The organism is Bradyrhizobium sp. USDA 3240 (assembly GCF_054063295.1).
On sequence record NZ_JBSSGD010000002.1, the window covers coordinates 4,246,027 to 4,267,883 of the forward strand.

At 64.4% G+C, this 21,857-nt stretch carries 22 protein-coding genes; 13 read left to right on the plus strand and 9 right to left on the minus strand.

Annotated elements, in window-relative coordinates; genetic code table 11:
* The first annotated feature begins 88 nt into the window (after positions 1-88).
* From rbfA to ACVIGA_RS20740, 6 genes are all read left to right on the plus strand, one after another.
* Positions 89-499, plus strand: a complete 411-nt coding sequence (gene rbfA, locus ACVIGA_RS20715) for a 30S ribosome-binding factor RbfA (RefSeq protein WP_223971598.1) — start codon at positions 89-91, stop codon at positions 497-499.
* Complete coding sequence (truB, locus tag ACVIGA_RS20720; protein ID WP_223971595.1) at positions 499-1,608, plus strand: tRNA pseudouridine(55) synthase TruB; 1,110 nt, start codon at positions 499-501, stop codon at positions 1,606-1,608. Before rbfA ends, truB begins: the two co-directional genes overlap by 1 nt.
* Positions 1,609-1,610: 2 nt before the next feature.
* A complete protein-coding gene (gene rpsO, locus ACVIGA_RS20725; RefSeq protein WP_016844725.1) occupies positions 1,611-1,880 on the plus strand; it encodes a 30S ribosomal protein S15 in 270 nt (89 codons plus the stop codon).
* 314 nt (positions 1,881-2,194) lie between these two features.
* A complete protein-coding gene (gene pnp / locus ACVIGA_RS20730) occupies positions 2,195-4,351 on the plus strand; it encodes a polyribonucleotide nucleotidyltransferase (protein ID WP_223971593.1) in 2,157 nt (718 codons plus the stop codon).
* 211 nt (positions 4,352-4,562) lie between these two features.
* Complete coding sequence (locus tag ACVIGA_RS20735) at positions 4,563-5,297, plus strand: superoxide dismutase (RefSeq protein WP_456667791.1); 735 nt, start codon at positions 4,563-4,565, stop codon at positions 5,295-5,297.
* 115 nt (positions 5,298-5,412) lie between these two features.
* On the plus strand, positions 5,413-5,862 hold the full coding sequence (locus tag ACVIGA_RS20740; protein ID WP_456667792.1) for an N-acetyltransferase family protein: 450 nt from the start codon (positions 5,413-5,415) through the stop codon (positions 5,860-5,862).
* 37 nt (positions 5,863-5,899) lie between these two features.
* Here the strand turns inward: ACVIGA_RS20740 and ACVIGA_RS20745 are convergent, their stop codons facing one another.
* Positions 5,900-6,088: a hypothetical protein gene (locus ACVIGA_RS20745; RefSeq protein WP_456667793.1), complete on the minus strand. Its 189-nt coding sequence runs from the start codon at positions 6,086-6,088 to the stop codon at positions 5,900-5,902.
* Between ACVIGA_RS20745 and ACVIGA_RS20750 the strand changes: the two genes are divergently transcribed.
* On the plus strand, positions 6,087-6,773 hold the full coding sequence (locus tag ACVIGA_RS20750; RefSeq protein WP_456667794.1) for a hypothetical protein: 687 nt from the start codon (positions 6,087-6,089) through the stop codon (positions 6,771-6,773). The two genes, ACVIGA_RS20745 and ACVIGA_RS20750, sit on opposite strands and share 2 nt — an antisense overlap.
* Positions 6,774-6,911: 138 nt before the next feature.
* On the plus strand, positions 6,912-7,508 hold the full coding sequence (locus ACVIGA_RS20755) for a glutathione S-transferase family protein (protein WP_456667795.1): 597 nt from the start codon (positions 6,912-6,914) through the stop codon (positions 7,506-7,508).
* Between the two features lie 148 nt (positions 7,509-7,656).
* Here ACVIGA_RS20755 and fabV read toward each other — a convergent pair whose 3' ends face one another.
* From fabV to fabA, 3 genes are all read right to left on the minus strand, one after another.
* Positions 7,657-8,829, minus strand: a complete 1,173-nt coding sequence (gene fabV, locus ACVIGA_RS20760; protein ID WP_456667796.1) for an enoyl-ACP reductase FabV — start codon at positions 8,827-8,829, stop codon at positions 7,657-7,659.
* 78 nt (positions 8,830-8,907) lie between these two features.
* Positions 8,908-10,131 (minus strand): beta-ketoacyl-ACP synthase I, encoded by a 1,224-nt coding sequence (fabB, locus tag ACVIGA_RS20765; protein ID WP_456667797.1) that lies wholly within the window; start codon positions 10,129-10,131, stop codon positions 8,908-8,910.
* 43 nt (positions 10,132-10,174) lie between these two features.
* Positions 10,175-10,696 carry a 3-hydroxyacyl-[acyl-carrier-protein] dehydratase FabA gene (fabA, locus tag ACVIGA_RS20770; RefSeq protein WP_223971579.1) on the minus strand — a complete coding sequence of 174 codons (522 nt, stop codon included), beginning with the start codon at positions 10,694-10,696 and terminating at the stop codon, positions 10,175-10,177.
* Between the two features lie 329 nt (positions 10,697-11,025).
* Between fabA and irrA the strand changes: the two genes are divergently transcribed.
* Positions 11,026-11,517, plus strand: a complete 492-nt coding sequence (gene irrA / locus ACVIGA_RS20775; RefSeq protein ID WP_163156898.1) for an iron response transcriptional regulator IrrA — start codon at positions 11,026-11,028, stop codon at positions 11,515-11,517.
* 158 nt (positions 11,518-11,675) lie between these two features.
* Here irrA and ACVIGA_RS20780 read toward each other — a convergent pair whose 3' ends face one another.
* Entirely contained in the window at positions 11,676-12,200 is a 525-nt protein-coding gene (locus ACVIGA_RS20780; RefSeq protein WP_456667798.1) for an SH3 domain-containing protein, read from the minus strand.
* A 357-nt stretch (positions 12,201-12,557) separates the two neighbouring features.
* On the opposite strand from ACVIGA_RS20780, the gene ACVIGA_RS20785 reads away from it, so the two are divergent.
* Positions 12,558-13,562 carry a 2-hydroxyacid dehydrogenase gene (locus ACVIGA_RS20785; protein WP_223971578.1) on the plus strand — a complete coding sequence of 335 codons (1,005 nt, stop codon included), beginning with the start codon at positions 12,558-12,560 and terminating at the stop codon, positions 13,560-13,562.
* A 335-nt stretch (positions 13,563-13,897) separates the two neighbouring features.
* On the opposite strand, the gene ACVIGA_RS20790 is transcribed toward ACVIGA_RS20785, so the two are convergent.
* On the minus strand, positions 13,898-14,812 hold the full coding sequence (locus ACVIGA_RS20790) for a LysR family transcriptional regulator (RefSeq protein ID WP_456667799.1): 915 nt from the start codon (positions 14,810-14,812) through the stop codon (positions 13,898-13,900).
* Between the two features lie 121 nt (positions 14,813-14,933).
* On the opposite strand from ACVIGA_RS20790, the gene ACVIGA_RS20795 reads away from it, so the two are divergent.
* Positions 14,934-15,941, plus strand: coding sequence for an aldo/keto reductase (locus ACVIGA_RS20795; RefSeq protein WP_456667800.1), 1,008 nt, complete (start codon positions 14,934-14,936; stop codon positions 15,939-15,941).
* A gap of 4 nt (positions 15,942-15,945) precedes the next feature.
* Here the strand turns inward: ACVIGA_RS20795 and ACVIGA_RS20800 are convergent, their stop codons facing one another.
* Positions 15,946-16,746 carry a HesA/MoeB/ThiF family protein gene (locus tag ACVIGA_RS20800; RefSeq protein WP_456667801.1) on the minus strand — a complete coding sequence of 267 codons (801 nt, stop codon included), beginning with the start codon at positions 16,744-16,746 and terminating at the stop codon, positions 15,946-15,948.
* A 111-nt stretch (positions 16,747-16,857) separates the two neighbouring features.
* Here ACVIGA_RS20800 and ACVIGA_RS20805 point away from each other — a divergent pair, with 111 nt between their 5' ends.
* Complete coding sequence (locus ACVIGA_RS20805; protein WP_456667802.1) at positions 16,858-18,222, plus strand: serine protease; 1,365 nt, start codon at positions 16,858-16,860, stop codon at positions 18,220-18,222.
* Between the two features lie 225 nt (positions 18,223-18,447).
* Positions 18,448-19,470 carry an IS30 family transposase gene (locus ACVIGA_RS20810; RefSeq protein ID WP_456667803.1) on the plus strand — a complete coding sequence of 341 codons (1,023 nt, stop codon included), beginning with the start codon at positions 18,448-18,450 and terminating at the stop codon, positions 19,468-19,470.
* Positions 19,471-19,504: 34 nt separating this feature from the next.
* On the opposite strand, the gene ggt is transcribed toward ACVIGA_RS20810, so the two are convergent.
* Both ggt and ACVIGA_RS20820 read right to left on the minus strand, forming a co-directional pair.
* Positions 19,505-21,184, minus strand: a complete 1,680-nt coding sequence (ggt, locus tag ACVIGA_RS20815; protein WP_456670847.1) for a gamma-glutamyltransferase — start codon at positions 21,182-21,184, stop codon at positions 19,505-19,507.
* Between the two features lie 108 nt (positions 21,185-21,292).
* Positions 21,293-21,856 (minus strand): GNAT family N-acetyltransferase, encoded by a 564-nt coding sequence (locus ACVIGA_RS20820; protein WP_456667804.1) that lies wholly within the window; start codon positions 21,854-21,856, stop codon positions 21,293-21,295.
* Between the last annotated feature and the right edge of the window lies 1 nt (position 21,857).

Sequence of the window (21,857 nt, forward strand, 5' to 3'; positions counted from 1 at the left end):
CACCAGCGCATCGTCCGATTGAAAGCAAAGCTAGGACATTGATGCCCGCGGCCAAAGCCGGCGGGCGCGATGGTTTTGGAAGAAGGTCATGCCTCGTCAAAAGAAGAGTTCCAGCCCCGGCGGATCGCAACGTCAGCTGCGGGTCGGCGAAACGGTTCGCCATGCAGTTGCCGAGATTCTGTCACAGGGTCAGGTTCACGATCCCGATCTGGAAGGCCACATCATCACCGTTCCCGAGGTGCGTATGTCGCCGGACCTGAAGCTCGCCACGGTCTACGTGATGCCGCTCGGCGGACGCGACACCGATGCGGTGATCGCCGCACTCGAGCGCAACAAGAAGTTCCTTCGCGGCGAGATCGCGCATCGCGTCAACCTGAAATTTGCACCCGACATTCGCTTCCGCGTCGATGAGCGGTTCGACGAGGCGGAGCGCATCGAAAAACTACTGCAGACACCTGCGGTGCAGCGAGACCTTGCACCCGATTCGGACGACGAGTGATGACTGTGATGACGACCAACAGCGTGATCGACGCGAAGGATGCCGACGCGCGCGACGCTGAGCGGGATGCCTTTGCCGGGCCGCGCACCGATGATGCGCGCCGCACCAACAACGACCCGCGCCAGAAGCACGGCAGGCAGAACCAGCAGCCGCGCCGCGACAAGCGCGACGTCCATGGCTGGGTGGTGCTCGACAAGCCGATCGGGATGACCTCGACGCAGGCCGTCGCCGTGCTCAAGCGCCTGTTCCAGGCCAAGCGCGCCGGCCATGCCGGCACGCTCGATCCGCTCGCCTCCGGCGGCCTGCCGATCGCGCTCGGCGAAGCCACCAAGACGGTGCCGTTCGTGATGGACGGCCGCAAGCGCTACCGCTTCACGGTCAGCTGGGGCGAGGAACGCGACACCGACGACACCGAGGGACGGGCGGTCAGGACCAGCGAGAGCCGGCCGACCGCCGATTCGATCCGAGAATTGCTGCCGCGCTTCACCGGGGTGATCGAGCAGATCCCGCCGCAATATTCGGCCATCAAGGTGCAGGGTGAGCGGGCCTACGATCTGGCGCGCGACGGCGAAACCGTGGAACTGAAGCCCCGCCCGGTCGAGATTCACGAATTAACCCTTGTCGAACATGGTGATAACGGACAATCCGTGTTCGAGGCCGAGTGCGGCAAGGGAACCTATGTCCGGGCCCTGGCCCGCGATATGGGTCGGATTCTGGGCTGTTTCGGCCATATCTGCGCCCTGCGGCGGACCCTGGTCGGTCCGTTTACCGAGCGGGACATGATTCCGCTGGAACAGTTGGAGGCTTTATGCAATAGAGCCGCGTCTGGCGAGGGCAGCCTCGCCGACGCGCTTTTGCCCGTTGAGACCGCGCTGGACGACATCCCGGCACTGGCCGTCACACGGGCTGATGCGGCAAGGCTCCACCGGGGCCAGGCCGTTTTGTTGCGCGGACGGGATGCGCCCAATACCAGCGGCACAGTTTATGTCACGGTGGCAGGCCGGCTTCTCGCGCTTGCCGAGATTGGCAATGGCGAACTCATCCCCAAGCGCGTGTTCAACCTGAACGGACTGACTGCCAGTCCGGCTCGCAACGATGAAAGTAACTGACGATGTCGATTACCGCCGAACGCAAAGCGGAAGTCATCAAGACGAATGCCAACAAGGCCGGCGACACCGGCTCGCCCGAGGTTCAGGTCGCGATCCTGTCGGAACGCATCAATAACCTCACCGAGCACTTCAAGAGCCATGTGAAGGACAACCATTCACGCCGCGGCCTCCTGAAGCTCGTGTCGACGCGTCGTTCCCTGCTTGACTACATCAAGCGCAAGGACGAGGCGCGCTACAAGGCGCTGCTCGAGAAGCACAACATCCGTCGTTGATTTGAGAAGCACGCGCGCGAGGTTCGCGCGCGTTTTCGTATGGTCGTCCGTGAACTCGGGCTTTCGAATTGTCGAAAGATGATCATGCGCAACAGCATGGCCATCGCGCCATGCACTAGCGTCCAGCAGCAATCCGGCCGCTGGACCGGGCAAGATGCCCAGATGACCGAAAGGATGGACGCCATCCGAAATCCAGGGACCATGGCAGGATCGCCGGATGCTGACCGCAGCAGCGCATCAGTGTCTCGCCGTCTTGGCATGGTCTTTGTGTTTCAGGGCGCCGTGCTTTCGTGAAACCATGAAAGAAAACCGAAATGTTCAATTCGCATTCCGTCGAGATCGACTGGGGTGGACGTCCCCTCAAACTTGAAACCGGCAAGATTGCCCGCCAGGCCGACGGCGCCGTGCTGGCCACCTACGGCGAGACCGTGGTGCTCGCCACCGTCGTCGCGGCGAAGTCGCCGCGCGAAGGCGTCGACTTCCTGCCGCTCACCGTCGACTACCAGGAGAAGACCTACGCCGCAGGCCGCATTCCTGGCGGCTATTTCAAGCGCGAAGGCCGTCCGACCGAGAAGGAGACGCTGGTCTCCCGCCTGATCGACCGCCCGATCCGTCCGCTGTTCGTCGACGGCTGGCGCAACGAGACCCAGGTGATCGTCACCGTCCTGTCGCACGACATGGAGAACGATCCGGACATCGTGTCGCTGGTCGCCGCCTCCGCCGCCCTGACGCTGTCGGGCGCGCCGTTCAAGGGCCCGATCGGCGCCGCGCGCGTCGGCTTCGCCAATGACGAGTTCATCCTCAACCCGACGCTCGACGAGATGGCCGAAACCCAGCTCGATCTGGTCGTCGCCGGTACCGCCGACGCCGTGCTGATGGTCGAATCGGAAGCCAAGGAGCTCAACGAAGACGTGATGCTCGGCGCGGTCATGTTCGGCCACCGCCACTTCCAGCCGGTCATCAACGCGATCATTGAGCTCGCCGAGAAGGCCGCCAAGGAGCCGCGCGAAGTCACCACGATCGACAATTCGGAGATCGAGAAGGAGATGCTCGGCATTGCCGAGCAGGAGCTGCGCAAGGCCTACGCGATCCCGGTCAAGCAGGAACGCTATGCCGCGGTCGGCGCCGTCAAGGAGAAGGTGCTGGCGCACTTCTTCCCGGAAGGCCAGGAGCCGAAATACGACAAGCTCCGCGTCGCCGGCGTGTTCAAGGAACTGGAAGCCAAGATCGTTCGCTGGAACATCCTCGACACCGGCAAGCGCATCGACGGCCGTGACGCCAAGACCGTGCGCAACATCATCGCCGAAGCCGGCGTGCTGCCGCGCGCCCACGGCTCGGCGCTGTTCACCCGCGGTGAGACCCAGGCGATGGTGGTGACCACGCTCGGCACCGGCGAGGACGAGCAGTACATCGACGCGCTGTCGGGGACGTACAAGGAAACGTTCCTGCTGCACTACAACTTCCCGCCCTACTCGGTCGGCGAAACCGGCCGCCTCGGCGGCACCAAGCGCCGCGAGATCGGCCACGGCAAGCTCGCCTGGCGCGCGATCCACCCGGTGCTGCCGCCGCACCACGAGTTCCCGTACACGATCCGCGTGGTCTCCGAGATCACCGAGTCGAACGGCTCGTCCTCGATGGCCTCGGTCTGCGGCGCCTCGCTGTCGCTGATGGATGCCGGCGTGCCGCTGAAGCGGCCGACGGCCGGTATCGCCATGGGCCTGATCCTCGAAGGTCAGCGCTTCGCGGTGCTGTCGGACATCCTCGGTGACGAGGATCATCTCGGCGACATGGACTTCAAGGTCGCCGGCACCGACCAGGGCATCACCTCGCTCCAGATGGACATCAAGATCGAGGGCATCACCGAAGAGATCATGAAGGTGGCGCTCGGCCAGGCCAAGGAAGGACGCATCCACATCCTGGGTGAGATGTCCAAGGCCCTGACCGCGGCGCGTGCCGAGCTCGGCGAATACGCGCCGCGCATCGAGACCTTCAAGATCGCCACCGACAAGATCCGCGAAGTGATCGGCACCGGCGGCAAGGTGATCCGCGAGATCGTCGAGAAGACCGGCGCCAAGGTCAACATCGAGGACGACGGCACCGTGAAGGTCGCCTCCAACGACGGCGAGGCCATGAAGGCCGCAATCAAGTGGATCAAGTCGATCGCCTCCGATCCGGAGATCGGCCAGATCTACGAGGGCACCGTCGTCAAGGTGATGGAGTTCGGTGCGTTCGTGAACTTCTTCGGCGCCAAGGACGGCCTCGTCCACATCAGCCAGCTCGCAGCGAGCCGCGTGCAGAAGACCTCCGACGTCGTCAAGGAAGGCGACAAGGTCAAGGTCAAGCTGCTCGGCTTCGACGATCGCGGCAAGACCCGGCTGTCGATGAAGGCGGTCGACCAGGAGACCGGCGAGGACCTCGAGGCCAAGCAGAAGACCGACGCACCGGCCCCGCGCGAAGCGGCCGGCGAGTAAGCCTGTTTGGAATGAAACAACGAAGGGCGGCCGAAAGGCCGCCCTTTTTGTTTGGTGCGATGCTTGAACGCGCTCGGTACCCTGCCGAGGCAATGCGGGATTGCGACGCAGCGTCACAATGACCGTGTTCGAAACGGCATAGGGTGGCTTGCACGTATCTCGCTATGCTCTGTCGAAAGCGACACCAGAGCTTCAGGTCAGGAGGAAACCGATGTCACCCATATCCCGACGCCATCTCGTGCTTGCGGCAACCACGGCTGCCGCGGTCGCGGCGGCGCCACGATTTGTGCTCGCCCAGGCCGCGGCGCAGGCCCCAGCCGGACCGTTCAAGATCGATCCGCTGACCTATCCCACCAATGCGCTGGAGCCGCATATCGACGCCAAGACGATGGAGATCCATCACGACCGGCATCACCAGGCCTATGTCACCAACCTCAACAATTTCGCCAAGGACAATCCGCAGATCGCGGAGAAGCCGGTCACCGAGGTGCTCGCCAATCTCGGCAACGTGCCGGACGCGATCCGCACCGGCGTGCGCAACAACATGGGCGGCCACGCCAACCACACGATGTTCTGGCAGATCATGGGACCGAACGGCGGCAAGCCCGATGGCGAAGTGCTCGCCGCGATCGACCGCGACCTCGGCGGCCTGGAGAAATTGCAGACCGATTTCAACGCCGCCGGCGGACGCGTGTTCGGCTCCGGCTGGGTGTTCGTCACCGTGACCAAGGACGGCAAGCTCGCGATCGAGACGCGGCCGAACCAGGACAATCCGATCATGGACGGCAAGCGCGCGCTGCTCGGCAACGACGTCTGGGAGCACGCCTATTACCTGACGTATCAGAACCGACGGCCGGACTATCTCAAGGCGTGGTGGAGTACGGTGAACTGGAAGGCCGTGGCCGAGCGTTATGCCGCCGCCAAGGCCGGTACGCTCGGCGTGTGAGCCGGGCAAGGCTCGCTGACCGGGAGCGGTTGCGCTAGATTTGAATGCCCCGCGGGACGCTCGCGGGGCTTTCTCTTGTCTGGACATCTTTGGCCGTGCGGCCGGAGCAACCATGATGACGCAGCCGACAATCCGCCCTGGCCGACCCGAAGAATATGATGCGATCGCGCACCTCTGGATGGACAGCTGGACCTCGACTGGACTCACGCCGCGGAGCGACGCCCTGTTGAGCGACCTGCGCGCGCGGCTGCGCCGCGAGATCGACAATGGTTGGCGTCTGTTCGTCGCCGACGACCACGGCACCCTCGCTGCGATGCTGGCGCTGCACCCGCCGACCCTGGTGCTCGACCAGTTGATGGTTGCGCCCAGCCATCAGGGCAAGAGCCTCGGGCGCGAGTTGCTCGCCTTCACCCGCACGCAATTGCCCGACGAGTTTCAGCTGAGATGCGTCCGCGAGAACGAGAAGGCCTGGCGCTGGTACGAGCGCGAAGGCTTTGTTTTCGAGAAGGAAGAGATCAGTCCGATGGGCTTCATGATGAAGCACTACCGGTGGACGAAACGATGAGCGCGATCATCCGCCTTGCGGAGACCGCCTGCACGTTCTAGTTATGCTGATCTGCTGCATAAATCTTTCGTTGGTCGATCATGATCCGTCGTTTCGCGGTCGCTGCCGTCCTCATGTCATGCTTGGGCGCGGCGGGATGGGCCCAGTCCCCCTCGACATCGCCGGCAACGGCCGCCCCCGTCAAGCCGGCCGCGAAGAAGACCGCGCCGAAGGCCAAGCGGGCCATGAAGCCGTCCATTGCTGCGGAGACCGGGCCGTGCCGGCTCGGCGTCATCTCGGTGCTCGGAAATCAATTCGCCGTACAGAAATTCGGCGTGACCCCGTTCGAGTACGAAGGCACCGATGTTCAGGTCGACTGGGCGCTGGACGATCTTGTCTTCGCGCGGGTTCGCGCGGCAACCGGCAATGACCCCGCGGTGCGCAGGATCGGCTATCCTAGAAACGCGTTCGAGCCATTCTACCATCCGAAGCCACATCTGCTGCCGGATCCGAGCGAGGACCTGCCCGCGATCGTTCAAGGCTTCACGTCGAATGCCACCTGCGAACGCTACCTCGTCGTGACCAAGTTCAGATTGCGCCCGCAGAATACCAACCTCGATCTGCACGGCATCGGCACCTACAATCAGGGCCTCGGCTCGATGCTCAGGCACTCACATGTGTTCGCCAACGTCGCGCTGACGCTGCTCGACGGCAGGAGCTACGCGAGGATCGACCGCACTTTGGTGGATATGCGCAACAGATTTTCCGAAAGCATGAAAATGACGGAAAATCCGCTGAAGCATCTCGACAATTCAGACTTTCCCACCCCTCCCGAGGCCGCTGCCTCCAGCGCGACGCTTCGCGAGAAGACCCGCGGGCTCGTTGCGGAACAGCTGGACCAGGCGCTGCCGGACTATCTGAAGGACCAATAGATCGGCTCGCGGACGAGGCCAACGAGCCGAACCACCCTTCGCAGGTGAGTTTGCCGCAGCCATGGTACGTTGCCACCACGATGCAGACGCGCGATGTAACAGGCGCTGTTCGCACGCCCCGAAGAAAGGGACCGCACCATGATCAAGCTGTACTGGTCGCCGCGCTCGCGCTCGTTCTCCGCCATCTGGCTGCTGGAAGAATCCGGCCTGCCCTACGAGCGGGTGCTGACCGACATCAGCACCGGCGCGCAGAAGTCGCCGGAGTTCCTCAAGATCAACCCGATGGGCAAGGTGCCGGCGTTGACCGACGGCGATGCCCGGCTCGCCGAGGCCGCCGCGATCTGCGCCTATATCGCCGACCGCTATCCCGAGAACAAGCTCGCGCCAGCCACCAACGATCCGCAGCGCGCACGCTATCTGCAATGGCTGTTCTTCTCGCCGAGCTGCATCGAGCCCGCGCTGATCCAGCTCTTCACCAAGCTCGAGGTGCCGACCAGCACCGCGGCGTGGGGTAGCGCGGCACAGGTGTTCGACGTGCTCGATGCCGAGTTGCAGAAGGGGCCGTGGATCCTCGGCGATCAGTTCTCCGCCGCCGACATCGCGATCGGCGCGGGACTTAATTTCGCAGTGCGCGTGTTCAAGATGGTGCCGCCGCGGCCGTCATTCGAGGCCTATATCGACTGCTGCGTGGCGCGGCCCGCATTCCAGCGCGCGGAGAAGATCGCGGCGGGGTAGTGCGATGTAGCCCGGATGCAGCCAACGGGTCGCGCGAACGCGCGCCCGATGACAGGCTCCGCGCAATCCGGGAAAGTCCTTCAGCGGAAGAAGACCCCGGATTTCGCTTCGCTTCATCCGGGCTACGAAGTAACGAACTTCGAACGGCCTAACCTGGGACGACGCGGGGATCGACGTCCTGCGTATAGTCGACGCCATCGATGCCGAAGCCGAACAGGCGGAGGAACTGGCTCTTGTATTCGCCGAGGTCCGCCAGCTCGCCGAGCGTCTCGGTGGTGAGTAGCGGCCAGCGCCGCGACACTTCCGTCTGCACGTCGGGCGACAGCTCCCAGTCGTCGACCCGGATGCGCTGCACATCATCGAGCGCGACATCCTTGCCGAGCTTCGTCCGGAACAGGCGGTCGATCTGCTCGATGCAGCCCTCATGGAGCCCGAGCTGCTTCATCACCTTGAACAGCACCGTGCCATAGAGCGGCACCACCGGAATGGCCGAGCTCGCCTGGGTGACCACGGCCTTCAGCGCGACGACGCGGGCGGCCTCCGTACCGAGCCGGCCGCGGATCGCTTCCGCCTTGCTGTCGAGATCGACCTTGGCGCGGCCGAGCGTGCCGTTCCAGTAGATCGGCCAGGTCAGTTCGCTGCCGATATAGGTGTAGTTGAGGGTCCGGAAGCCCGGCGCCAGCACGCCGGCGTCAGCCAACTGGTCGATCCAGCGCTTCCAGTCGTCACCACCCATCACCGCGACGGTGGCCGCGGTTTGCTCCTCGTTCGCAGGCTCGAGGGTGGTCTGGAACACCTCGCCGGTCTCGGTGTCGAGCGTCTTGATCTCGACCGGGGCGCCGAGCGGCTTGATGACCGAGCGATAGGTCTTGCCAGTGTCCGGGTCGGTGCGGACCGGCGCCGCCATGCTGTAGACCAGCAGGTCGAGCTGTCCGAATTTTTCGCGCACGCGCTCGATGAAGTCTTTCTTCATCTCGTCGGAGAAGGCGTCGCCCTCCAGCGTGAGCGGCGAGCGTCCGATCTTCTCGGCCTCGATCTCGAAGGCGCGGTTGTTGTACCAGCCGGCGCTGGCGCTTCTTTTCTCCGAAGGCTCGCGCTCCAGCGACACGCCGATCGTATCCGCGCCGCCTGCGAAGGTCGCGACGATGCGGCTCGCGAGGCCGTAGCCCGTCGAGCAGCCCAGCACGGCAACGCGTTTCGGGCAGTCGGCGACCGGGCCCTGCTTGAGAACGTAAGCGATCTGTTCGCGGACATTCGTCGCGCAGCCGACGGGATGTGCCGTCGTGCAGATGAAGCCTCGCACGCGCGGTTCAATAATCATTCCCACCCCATCCCGGATCGTTGCAATATCCCCATTCGCTGCCTGCGGACCTCCCTCAGCAAGCGAGGAGAGGCGAAATCAGGCATCAAGCCGCCTGAACACCAGCGTGGCGTTGGTACCGCCGAAGCCGAACGAGTTCGACAGCACGGTCGTGAGCTTGGCGTTGTCGATGCGCTTGCGCACGATCGGCATGTCGGCGAACACCGGATCGAGCTCGGTGATATGCGCGCTTTCGCAGATGAAGCCGTTGTTCAGCATCAGCAGCGAGTAGATCGCTTCCTGCACGCCGGTGGCGCCGAGCGAGTGGCCGGTCAGCGCCTTGGTCGCCGAGATCGGCGGGCACTTGTCGCCGGTGCCGAACACCTTGCGGATCGCCTCGATCTCCGGCGGATCACCGGCCGGCGTCGAGGTGGCGTGCGGATTGATGTAATCGACCGGCGTGTCCACCGTCGACATCGCCATGCGCATGCAGCGCTCGGCGCCCTCGCCCGACGGCGCCACCATGTCGTATCCGTCCGAGGTCGCGCCGTAGCCGACGACCTCACCGTAGATCCGCGCGCCGCGTGCCTTGGCATGCTCGAGCTCTTCGAGCACCACGACACCCGCGCCGCCGGCGATCACGAAACCGTCGCGGCTGATGTCGTACGGACGCGAGGCGGTCGACGGCGTGTCGTTATACTTCGACGACATGGCGCCCATGGCGTCGAACAGTACCGACAGCGTCCAGTCGAGTTCCTCGCAGCCGCCGGCGAAGATGATGTCCTGCTTGCCGATCTGGATCGTCTCGTAGGCATTGCCGATGCAATGGTTCGACGTCGCGCAGGCCGACGAGATCGAGTAGTTCACGCCCTTGATCTTGAACCAGGTCGCGAGTGTCGCCGATGCGGTCGAGGACATCCCCTTCGGCACAGCGAACGGACCAACGCGCTTCGGGCCCTTGGCGCGCGCGATGTCGGCGGCCTCGACCAGCGTGCGCGTCGACGGTCCGCCGGATCCCATGATGATGCCGGTGCGGACGTTGGAGACTTCGTTCTCCTCGAGGCCGGAGTCGCGGATCGCCTGCTCCATGGCGACGTGATTCCAGGCAGCACCTTCGGCAAGGAACCGCATCGCGCGGCGATCGATCACCTCGGCGGGATTGAGCGTCGGCGCGCCGTGCACCTGCGAACGGAAGCCGAGCTCAGCAGCCTTCTCCGCACGCGAAATGCCCGACTTCGCCTCGTAGAGGCTCGCAAGCACTTCCTGGGTGTTGTTACCGATGGACGAGACAATTCCCATCCCCGTGATGACAACCCGCCTCATGTTCGCCTCGCCCTGCCTTTATGTTGCCGCATGATGATCCTGCTCAAGATGGCGACGTGCCCTGCTTGAACAATCCGACCTTCAAGTCCTTGGCGCGATAAATAATCTCGTCGTCCATGGAAAGCCACCCGTCGGCAATTCCAAGCACGAGCTTTGACCGCATCACACGCTTGATATCGATGTTGTACACAACCTTGCGCGCGTGCGGCAGCACCTGTCCGGAGAACTTCAGCTCGCCGAGGCCGAGTGCGCGGCCGCGACCTTCGCCGCCACTCCAGCCAAGGTAAAAGCCGACCATTTGCCACATGGCATCGAGGCCGAGGCAGCCCGGCATCACCGGATCGTTCTTGAAATGGCAGCCGAAGAACCAGAGATCCGGCTTCACGTCGAGCTCGGCGCGCACCAGCCCCTTGCCGTACTCGCCGCCGGTTTGCGAGATCTCACTGATGCGATCGAACATCAGCATCGGTGGCAGCGGCAACTGGGCGTTGCCGGGACCGAAAAGCTCGCCCCGTCCGCAAGCCAGCAAATCCTCGTATTCGTAACCGCCGCGCCGATCCAGCATCCTCTTTCCACCTCTGATGTCCCGATGAAGCGCTTTGCTTGGTCGGACCTTAATCTACCCACGGGAACCGGAATAACCCGTCCCGCATCTTGGCGCTACCTGGGTACGCTACCGGCCTGTTATCTCTGCCGAAAGCGCATATGTGGTCCGCGCGCTCTCTAACATAGGGCTAACTGGGCGGCAAAGCGGCATTCCGATGATAAATTACCGCTTCTCCTTAGGTTTCTACCGCAGCTTGGATTCGTTCTAGTTGCGAAAAACTTGCATCTGATGGGCATCCTTTTTATATTTAAGCGGAATATTGCCTGAGTTGGGTGCATAGAGTGGATATGAACGACGAAGTACCGGCCGTGAATGATGACGCCGTGCACCCGGCTGCGCGGGGCGCGGGGCATCACCCTGCCCTGACCGGCTGCCCGTGGCATGACGTCAACGAGATGCTGCAGTCTGCGGGCCTCCGGCCGACCCGCCAGCGCATGGCGCTGGGTTGGCTGCTGTTCGGCAAGGGTGCCCGCCACCTGACCGCTGAAATGCTGTACGAGGAAGCCACGCTGGCCAAGGTTCCGGTGTCGCTGGCGACCGTCTACAACACGCTCAACCAGCTGACCGATGCCGGCCTGCTGCGCCAGGTCAGCGTCGACGGCACCAAGACCTATTTCGACACCAACGTGTCGACGCATCACCACTTCTATCTCGAGCACAATCACGAGCTGGTCGACATTCCCGACCCGAACCTCGTGCTGTCGAAGATGCCCAATGTGCCTGATGGCTACGAGATTTCCCGCGTCGACATGGTCGTGCGGCTGCGCAAGAAGCGCTGAACCGGCCTTGATGTCGATTTGAGTTGTGATGGCCGGGCTCGTCCCGGCCATTGTCGTTTTGCCTAACGTCATTCCGGGGCGATGCGTCAGCATCGAACCCGGAATCTCGAGATTCCGGGTCTGGTGCCTCACGCACCATCCCGGAATGACGCTGCGCGTCAGTCCACCTTTTCGTCGGCGTAGACGCCCCACAGGCGTTGCTGCTCGATCCAGCCGTCGAACCCGTTACCGGTGACCCGGCACCAGTTATTGGCGCATTTCTTGACCTGTGCGACGACGCCGGCCTGCAGGCGCGCGGCGATGGCGCTGGTGGCGTCGGCACGATCGTACAGCGAGGCCAGATCGTCCTTGTTCTTCATCGTGACGACCGCGGTGCGGCGGCCGGACAGCAGGGAGTGATAGACCCAGCCTTCGGCGCCCTCGGAATCGCGCACCCGGCGCCAGTTCTCGAACTCGGCGGTGATCTCGACCGGCAGCCCCGACCGCGTGTAGACCCAGGCGACGTCATTGTCCTTGGTCGGGCCGCCCCGGACGTTCACGTGATCGGATTTCAGGCTGACATAGCGCGGAATCGGCAGGCCACTGGTGGTGGGGCTCAGATCCTTGGCGGTATGTCCGGGCATGACCGACGCACTCAGCATGCTCCCGACCAGAGCCACCAATGAACCCAAACGCCAGACCATCAACTCGTCTCCTGCCGAGATGCCCAACCCGCATTCGGCGAGCTGCAACCCAAACCCAAATTCAAACCCAAGCCTAAACCCATGCCCGAAGGCCCGGGCGCCGGCGCCATTCGCTCCCGGTACGCATCGATCCGAGGGGTTCTTGTCTTGGCCCGGCCTTCTGCTAGAGAGGACGGAACGCCTGAGAGCCAGAACACCCGAATTTCCCTGACGAAAGCCGGGGCAAGTATCGGGGAACCCTAGGAAACGCGAAGGAAACGCCGGGACAGCGCGGCTATCAGCAGTGTCGAACAACCGGGTTAATGAGGCCTCAACGGCTCGGTTTTTGACGGGCCGCGCGCCTCATGAAAGCAGGACATGTCGGTGAAGAAAAAGCCTCTCGTCGTCGTCACCCGCAAGCTGCCGGACTCGATCGAGACCCGGATGCGCGAGCTGTTCGATGCCAGACTGAATCTCGACGACACGCCGATGACGCCGGAACAGATCGCCGAGGCGGCGAGGACCGCCGACGTGCTGGTGCCGACCGTGACCGACATGATCCGCGAGGACGTGATCAATCAGCCCGACTGCAAGCTGAAGCTGATCGCCAATTTCGGCAACGGCGTCGACAATATCGACGTCACCGCCGCACATGCTCGCGGCATCACGGTGACCAATACGCCGAAGGTGCTGACCGAGGACACCGCCGACATGACCATGGCGCTGATCCTTGCCGTGCCGCGCCGGCTGATCGAGGGCGCCTCGATCCTGACCGAAGGCAAGCAGCACTGGGCCGGCTGGTCGCCGACCTGGATGCTGGGCCACCGCATCGGCGGAAAAAGGCTCGGCATCATCGGCATGGGCCGCATCGGCCAGGCCGTGGCGCGCCGCGCCCGCGCCTTCGGTCTCCAGATCCACTATCACAACCGCCGGCCGGTCGCGCCCATGATCGCCGATGAATTAGGCGCGACCTATTGGGAAAGCCTCGACCAGATGCTGGCGCGGATGGACATCATCTCGGTGAACTGCCCGCACACGCCGGCGACCTATCATCTGCTCTCGGCGCGGCGGCTCAAGCTGATCCGGAAAGAGGCCTATATCGTCAACACCGCGCGCGGCGAGGTGATCGACGAGGACACCCTGATCAAGCTGATCGAAGCCGGCGATGTCGGCGGCGCCGGCCTCGACGTCTACGAGCACGAGCCCGCGGTGAACCCGAAGCTGGTGCGCCTCGCCAGGGCCGGCAAGGTGACGCTGCTGCCGCACATGGGCTCGGCCACCATCGAAGGCCGCGTCGAGATGGGCGAGAAGGTCATCATCAACATCCGGACCTTCCTCGACGCCCACAAGCCGCCGGATCGCGTGCTGCCGAGCATGTTGTAGGAATTCCGTAGCCCGGATGGAGCCAACGGGTCGCGCGAACGCGATGAACTCCCATTGCAGGGGCGAGTTGCCAAAATATCGAAAACAACCCCATGAAAAGTAGCCGATGCGGCCGGCGCCCTACCCGCTAACTTGATACGTCGGGCAAATGTAGCCCGGATGGAGCCGACGGGGCTCTGAGACCAACATTCGGTGTCGTCCCGGCGAAGGCCGGGACCCATACGCCGTGGCGGTCGTTGTTGAAGGGATTCGCCGTTCCGACATCGCGCACAAATAGACATTTGTGGTTATGGGTCCCGGCCTTCGCCGGGACGACGATGCGGTGACAAGCCGGCTTATTTCGTCTTCCGCCGCGCCTGCTTGCGCCAGTCGGCGACGAACGACACGAACGCGGCGAGCGCCGGGGGCGGCTGGCGGCGGCTCGGATAGTACAGGAACGGCCCGTCGAACGGCGGACACCAGTCGTCGAGCACGCTGACCAGCGCGCCGGATTTGATGCCGTAGCGGACATAGCCCTCGAACGTCGCCCAGTAACCGACGCCGTCATGCACCGCGCGCAGCGCGAGGCCGAGATAGGTCGCAGTCAGCTTGGCCGGCGGCGAAATCTTCACCACGCGGCCGCTCTTCTCGAACTCCCAGTCGAACATCACGCCGTTGCTGAAGCGGCTGCGGATGCAGGCATGCGCCAGCAGATCCTTCGGATGCGTCGGCCGGCCATGCTTCGCGACATAGTCGCGTGACGCCACCACCGCGTAACGCTGCGGCGCACCGAGCTGGACGGCAATCATGTCCTGCGCCAGGTGCTCGCCATAGCGCACGCCGGCGTCGAAGCCCTGCGCGACGACGTCGACGAACGCACTCTCGGCGACCACGTCGAGCTCGACTTGCGGATATCGGGCGAGGAACGGTGCGATCATCGGCGCCAGCACCAGATCGACCGCGGGCGGCGGCGCGTTGATGCGCAGGCGCCCCGACGGCTCGGCGCGCAGGCCGCGCACCTCTGTGATCGCGTCGGCGACGTTGACCATTGCCGGCGCGACGCGGGCGAGCAGCAGTTCGCCTGCTTCGGTCAGCGCGACGCTGCGGGTGGTGCGATTCATCAGGCGGACGCCGAGCCGCTCCTCCATGTCGCGCAGGCGCTGGCTGAGGCTCGATACCGAGACGCGGCTCTCCAGCGCCGCCCGCCGGAAGTTGCGCGTGCGCGCCACCGCCACGAAGGCGTCGAGGTCGCGAAGGTCGAAATCCTGCATTGTTCGATATAGTGAACAACCCATTCGGGATTGTCCAGCTTATCCCAAAAGCCAAACCGGCCCATATCAGCTGCGTCATTCGGCGGCGGATCATCCGCCGCAACATCTTGGGAATACCACCATGGACGCACGCAAACTCGGTTCCACCGGCCCGACGGTTTCGCTGATCGGCCTCGGCTGCATGGGCATGTCCGACTTCTACGGCCCGACCGACCGCAGGGAGAGCATCGCCACCATCCATGCCGCGCTCGATGCCGGCGTCACGCTGCTCGACACCGGCGACTTCTACGGCATGGGCCACAACGAGATGCTGATCGGCGAGGCCCTGAAGAGCCGCCGCCGCGACAATCTCGTGATCGGCGTCAAGTTCGGCGCGCTGCGCGATCGCAACTACGGCTTCCTCGGCTATGACTGCCGGCCCAATGCCGTGAAGAATTTCGTCGCCTATTCGCTGCAGCGGCTCGGCGTCGATCACATCGATATCTATCGCCCGGCGCGGCTCGATCCCAACGTGCCGATCGAGGATACGGTCGGCGCGATGGCCGACATGATAAAGGCCGGCTGGATCAGGCATATCGGCTTGTCGGAGGTTGGTTCCGACACCATCCGCCGCGCCCACAAGGTGCATCCGATCGCCGATCTGCAGATCGAGTATTCGCTGATCTCGCGCGGCATCGAGACCGACATCCTGAAGACCTGCCGCGAGCTCGGCATCGGCATATCAGCCTACGGCGTGCTGGCGCGCGGGCTGATCAGCGGACACTGGTCGAAGAACCAGGCAGGCGAAAAAGATTTCCGCCTGATGAGCCCGCGCTTCCAGGCCGGCAACATCGACACCAACCTTGCGCTCGCCGATCGGCTGCGCGGCATCGCCGGCGAGATCGGCGCCTCTCCGGCGCAGGTCGCGATCGCCTGGGTCGCGGCGCAAGGCAAGGACATCGTGCCGCTGGTCGGCGCGCGGCGGCGCGAACGGCTCACTGAAGCGCTCGGCGCGCGCGATGTGAAGCTGACCGCGGCGCACCTTGCCGCACTCGCCGAAGCGTTTCCGCCTGGTGCTGCCGCCGGCGGACGCTATCCGGAGGAGCACCTTCGGCACATGGACAGCGAGAAGCCCGCGACCGCGTCCTGACGAACTACCGATGCCCGCTCAAGTCGGTGATGACAGGTGCATCACCATTGAGCGGGTTCTGCGGATCGCGCGCGTAGCGCAGGGTTTCGAACCGCATCGCGCGCGCATCCACCATCAGGAGACGGCCGACCAGGCCCTCGCCGAAGCCGACGATCTCGCGGATCGCCTCCAGCGCCATCATCGACCCCATGAGGCCGGCGAGCGCGCCCATCACGCCGGCCTCGGCGCAGGCCGGCACCGTGCCCGGCGGCGGCGCTTCCGGGAACAGGCAGCGATAGGTCGGGTTGAACACGCCATCCGCATTCCTCTCGTGCGCCCGGATCGTGGTCAGCGAACCGTCGAACTGCCCGAGCGCCGCGGTGATCAGCGGCCTTTCCGCGAGGAAGCAGGCATCGGCGACGAGGTATCGGGTTTCGAAATTATCGGAGCCGTCGAGCACGAGATCGTAATTTCCGATCAGCGCCATCGCATTGTCGGCCGTGAGCCGCATCGGATGCGCCTCGAACGCCACATGCGGGTTGAGCGCTTGGATCTGCGCTGCCGCGCTGTCCACCTTGCGCTTGCCGATGTCGGACGTCGTATGGATGATCTGGCGCTGCAAATTGGAGAGCGAGACGATATCGTCATCGATCACGCCGAGCCGGCCGACGCCGGCGGCGGCCAGATACATCAGTACCGGCGCGCCAAGACCGCCGGCGCCGATCACCAGCACCGACGCCTTTTTCAGCGCATTCTGGCCGGGGCCGCCCACCTCGCGCAGCACGATGTGGCGGGCATAGCGTTCGAGTTCGTCGGCACTCAGCATCTTGATGTCCTGCGCGCTGTTCCCTGAACCGGAGCGCGGTTGTTGCCGACCAAGCAGATGTGCTTAATTGCGTGGACGTCAATGGTATCAGTCATTTGCCCCGGATTTGTCATGAGATTGATGCTTTCGGCAACATTGATGGTCGCGGCCGTGATGGTCGGCGCTGCGCAGGCCCAATTGACGCCGCCGACGACGGCCGGGGCCAAGCCGAAGACGGTGACGACGGTGCCGGTTCGCCCCGCTTTGCAGAAGCCCGAGGATACCGCGAACGCGATGGCGCAGGCCGAGCGGCTGGCGCTGCAATCGGATCTCGCCTGGGTCGGCGAATACAACGGCGCGATTACCGGCGACGTCAGCGAGCGCATGGTCAATGCGATCAAGGAATTCCAGAAGAACCGCGGCGGCAAGCCGACCGGCGTGCTGAACCCGCAAGAGCGCGGCGTGCTCGCCGACACTGCGCGGCGGAAGCAGGAGAGCGTTGGCTGGAGAGTCGTCACCGAGCCTGCCACCGGCGCGCGGCTCGGCATTCCCACCAAGCTGGTGCCGCAGCTCGCCAGCGACGCGTCCGGCGCCAAATGGACCTCGCCGACCGGCACCGTCCAGGTGCTGCTGACCCGGCGCAAGGAAGCGAGCCCGACCACCGCGAAGCTTGCCGAGCAGGAGAAGAAGGAGCCGGCCGGCCGCACCATCGACTACACCGTGGTGAAGCCGGATTTCTTCGTGCTGTCGGGCATGCAGGGGCTGAAGAAATTCTATCTGCGCGGCACCCTGAAGGGCGACGAGGTCCGCATCCTCACCATTCTCTACGATCAGGCGATGCAGACCACCGTCGAGCCGGTGGTGATCGCGATGTCGAGCGCCTTCAACGCATTTCCGTCCGGCGTGCAGGCCGGGCCGCCGCCGCGCAAGACCGTCGAATATGCCACCGGCGTCGTGGTCAGCGACGATGGCGCTGTTATCACCGACCGCGTGGCGACTGACGACTGCATCGCGCTGACGATCCCGGGCTACGGCAGTGCCGATCGGGTCGCCGCCGACAAGGAGCACGATCTCGCTCTGCTGCGCATCTATGGCGCGCGCGGGCTGAAGCCGCTCAACATCGCAGACCAGGCGACGCAGACCGCGCTCGATATCACCGGCATCGCCGATCCGCAGAACCAGGGCGGCGGCGCGGCCGTGAGCAGCGTCAAGGCCTCGGTGGCGCAACTCGGCGGCGGCGATCAGGCGCTGTCACCGCCGCCCGCGATCGGATTCTCCGGCGCGGCAGCGCTCGACAACGGCGGCAAATTTGCCGGCATCGCGGTGCTGAAGCCGGTCATCGTTGCAGCCCCGGCCAACGCGGCACCGCCGGCGCAGGCCGCGCTGGTGCCGGCCGAGACGGTGCGCAGCTTCCTGAAATCGCACGGCGTCAACGCGTCGGGTGAATCGGCGGACGCCAAGGCCGCCGTGGTCCGCGTGATCTGCGTGAGGAAGTAGGACGCTGTCATCGCCCGCGAAGGCCGGCGATTGGGCATTCCAGAGACTCCTGTGATTCAGCCACGGCTCTCCCCACGTCGTCCTGGCGAAAGCCAGGACCCATAACCACCGCATTCAGCGATGAAACCGGATCGCGGACCCGGCGTCGCACAACAATGAGATTTGGGGTAATGGGTCCCCTGAGTTCACAAACGAAGTGCAACACTTCCTTGAGGAGGTGTTGCCATGGGGCGGACTTACAAGCAGCTCTCTCTGGACGACCGATGCGAGATTGCCTGTCTATCGGCCAATGGCAGCTCGGTCCGGCAAATCGCGGCAGCTCTGGATCGCTCGCCATCAACAATCTCTCGGGAACTGAGCCGTAATCGGAGCGTTCAGGCTGGCTACAAGCCAAATTATGCCCAGCAACAGATGCGAGCGCGGCGCTGGACGGGCGGACGCCTCGAACGGGAGCCCGTCCTGCGCCGCGCGGTGTTGCAACGCCTTCGCCGAGGTTGGTCGCCGGAGCAGATCGCCGGCCGGCTGGCCCGCGAGTGCGGGCACAAGGTGATCTCCCACGAGACCATCTACCGCTTCATCTATGGCCAACTCAGGCGCACCTCGGACTTCAGCTGGCGACGCTACCTGCCGCGCGCCAAGAGCAAGCGCGGCCTCCGCGGCAAGCGAGGCGGCAGCCCCGCAAGCTTCATCGAAGGCCGTGTTTCCCTGGCAAATCGGCCCCTTGAGGTTGCCGACCGTAGCGTCGCCGGGCATTGGGAGGCCGATTTGATGATGTTCTCGAAGTACGGTCAGGCCGTGCTGACCGTGCATGAGCGCACCTCTCGCCTGCTGCTCGGCATCCGCCTTGCCAGCAAGGTTGCGCGCGGTGTCGCACGCCATCTCGTCCGCTTCTTCGCTGCCCTTCCACAAGAGCTGCGCCAGACCGTCACCTTCGACAACGGCACCGAGTTTGCCGGTCACCTGGCGCTACATCGCCTCTCGATCGAGACCTTCTTCTGCGATCCCCACGCGCCCTGGCAGAAGGGTGGTATCGAGAACGCCATCGGCAGGATGCGCCGCTTCATCCCTCGCAAAACGGATCTCGTAACCCTCTCGACCGCCAGATTCCGCCAGTTCATCGCCACCTACAACAACACCCCACGCAAATGCCTTGACTACCGCACGCCTGCGGAGTCCTTTGCCGATCAAGTGTTGCACTTCGAGTGTGAATCCACCTCCTGGCTTTCGCCAGGACGACGTTGGGGATAGTTCTCGGGTCAACCTGCCAACAGCTTTGTCGGCCTCACCTCAGCGCAAACCTCACCCCGGCGCGGGCCAGACCGCCGGCGATGCCGACCGGCGTGCCGTCGGCGCGCCAGCAGGCCGCGCCCGACATCGTGCCGCCATCGTGGAACTGAATCGCGTTCATGCCGCCGGCGACCGTCGGCACGACCTGCACCTTGTGGCCCTTCGCTGACAACGCGGCACGGATGGTCTCCGGCACCGCCTGCTCGACTTCGAGCGCATTGCCCTCGGTCCACACCCGCGGCGCCTCGACCGCCTCTTGCAGCTCCATGCCGTGATCGATCAGGTTGATCAGCGCCTGCATCGCGCTTGGGAAGATGCGCTTTCCGCCGGGCAGGCCGAGCGCGTAACGCAATTTGCCGTCGCGCAGCGCCATCATCGGCGACATCGAGGTGGTGACGCGCTTGCCTGCGGCGAGCGACAGCGCGTGCCCCGGCCGGGGATCGAACAGGTTCATGTAATTGTTCGGCACGGTGCCGAGGCCCGGGATCAGGATCTTGGCCCCGAACAGATTGTTGATGGTCTGGGTGGTCGCGACCACATTGCCCATCGCATCCGCAGCGGTCATGTGCGTGGTGTGCGCGCTTTCGATCTGGGTGACGCCGGCGCTCCAGGTCTGCGCGCGGTCGGGATCGATCGCGCGGCGGCGCTCGTCGGCATAAGCCTTCGAGGTCAGCCGCTCCACCGGCACGTTGATATAGGCGGGATCGCCGCTCGCGGCCGCGCGATCGGCAAAGGCAATCTTCAGCACCTCGGCGAGATAATGGATCGTCTCGGTCGTGCCGAAGCCAAGCCGCGCGATGTCGTAGCCTTCGAGGATGTTGAGCATCTGCGTGATGTGCACGCCTGATGCTGCCGGCGGCGGCGGCCCGAGGATTTCCCAGCCGCGGTAGTCGCAGCGGATCGGCTGCCGCTCGACGGTCTTGTAGGCCGCGAGATCCTCCTGCGCGACGAAGCCGCCATGCTTCTTCATGTAGTCGACCAGGATGTCGCCGAGCGGTCCCTGGTACAGCGCGTTGTCGCCGTGGTCCGCGATGTATTTCAGCGTCTCGGCATATTCGGCCTGCACCACGCGCTCGCCCGGCTTCAGCGGGGTGCCGCCAGGCAGATAGATCGCCGCGATCGGCTTGTCCTTCAGCATCTCCTCGGCGCCATCGGTGATGCATTCGTGCAAGTAGGGCGTCGCCGCATAGCCGCGCGCGGCGTGCTTGATCGCGGGCTGCATCACGTCGGCGAGGCTCATGGTGCCGAACCGGCGCAACGTCTCGCACCACGCCTTCAGCGAGCCAGGCACCGCGACAGCCTTCGGCCCGTTCAAGTTCTCGTTGCCGACGGTATCGAACACGTCATGCGCCGAACCGGGCCTCGAGGTGTAGGTATCCGGCCGCACCGCCTTCGGCACCGTGCTCTGGCCGTCGATGAAGCGATGGCTGTCGTCGGCGAGGCGGATATGCGCCATGCCGCCGCCGATGATGCCGACCATCATCGGCTCGACCACGGTCAGCGTGAAAAGGGTGGCGATCGCCGCATCGATCGCATTGCCGCCGGCAGCCAGCATCTCGGCGCCGGCGCTCGATGCCAGCGGATGATTGCTCACTACCATGCCGCGGCTGCTGGTGGCCGGCTGTTTCTCGCACTGAAAGCTTGTCGCGGCGCGATCGCGCCAGTTGCCGTTCATCGCCATTGTGTTCTCGTTGTTGATGGAGCGATGGGACCCATGTTCTGCGGCCTCGCATCCGCGGTCAAGCCGCCGCGAATTTCCCCACGGCGGCATTCGCAAACGGCGTCACGTCGCCGGGCGATCGCGCAGCCAGGTTTCGCGCGTAACCTTCCACTTCTCCGCACGGGACTCGCCATTGTGGTGCGGAAGTTCGACGAAGCCGACAAATTCGGCTCCGGTCTTCTGCTTGACCCGGCGCGAGGCGACGTTGGACGGCGCGTTGCAGACGTGGAAGTGATCGAGGCCGAGCGTCAGGAAGGCGAAATCATTGACCGCAGCGATCGCCTCGGTCATGAGACCGCAATTCCAATAAGGCTCGGCAAGCCAGAACCCACGATTGCCCTTGCGGCCGTCGGCGCGCGGCCGGAAATTGATGTTGCCGATCGCCTCGCCGTCACCGGCGCGCAGCACCAGCACCCATTGATAGCTCTCCTCGCCGGCCGCGATCTTGTCCAGCTCGCGCGTGATGAAGCTTTCCGCGCCGTCGTCGGGATAGGGCCACGGCACCACCGTGGCGAGAGTCTTGATCACACTCCAATTATTGAAGTGATGTTGAATCGCCGCGGCATCCGACAGCGCAAGCGGCCGCAGGATCAGGCGCCGCGTCTCGATGCGTGGCGTCTCGAACATG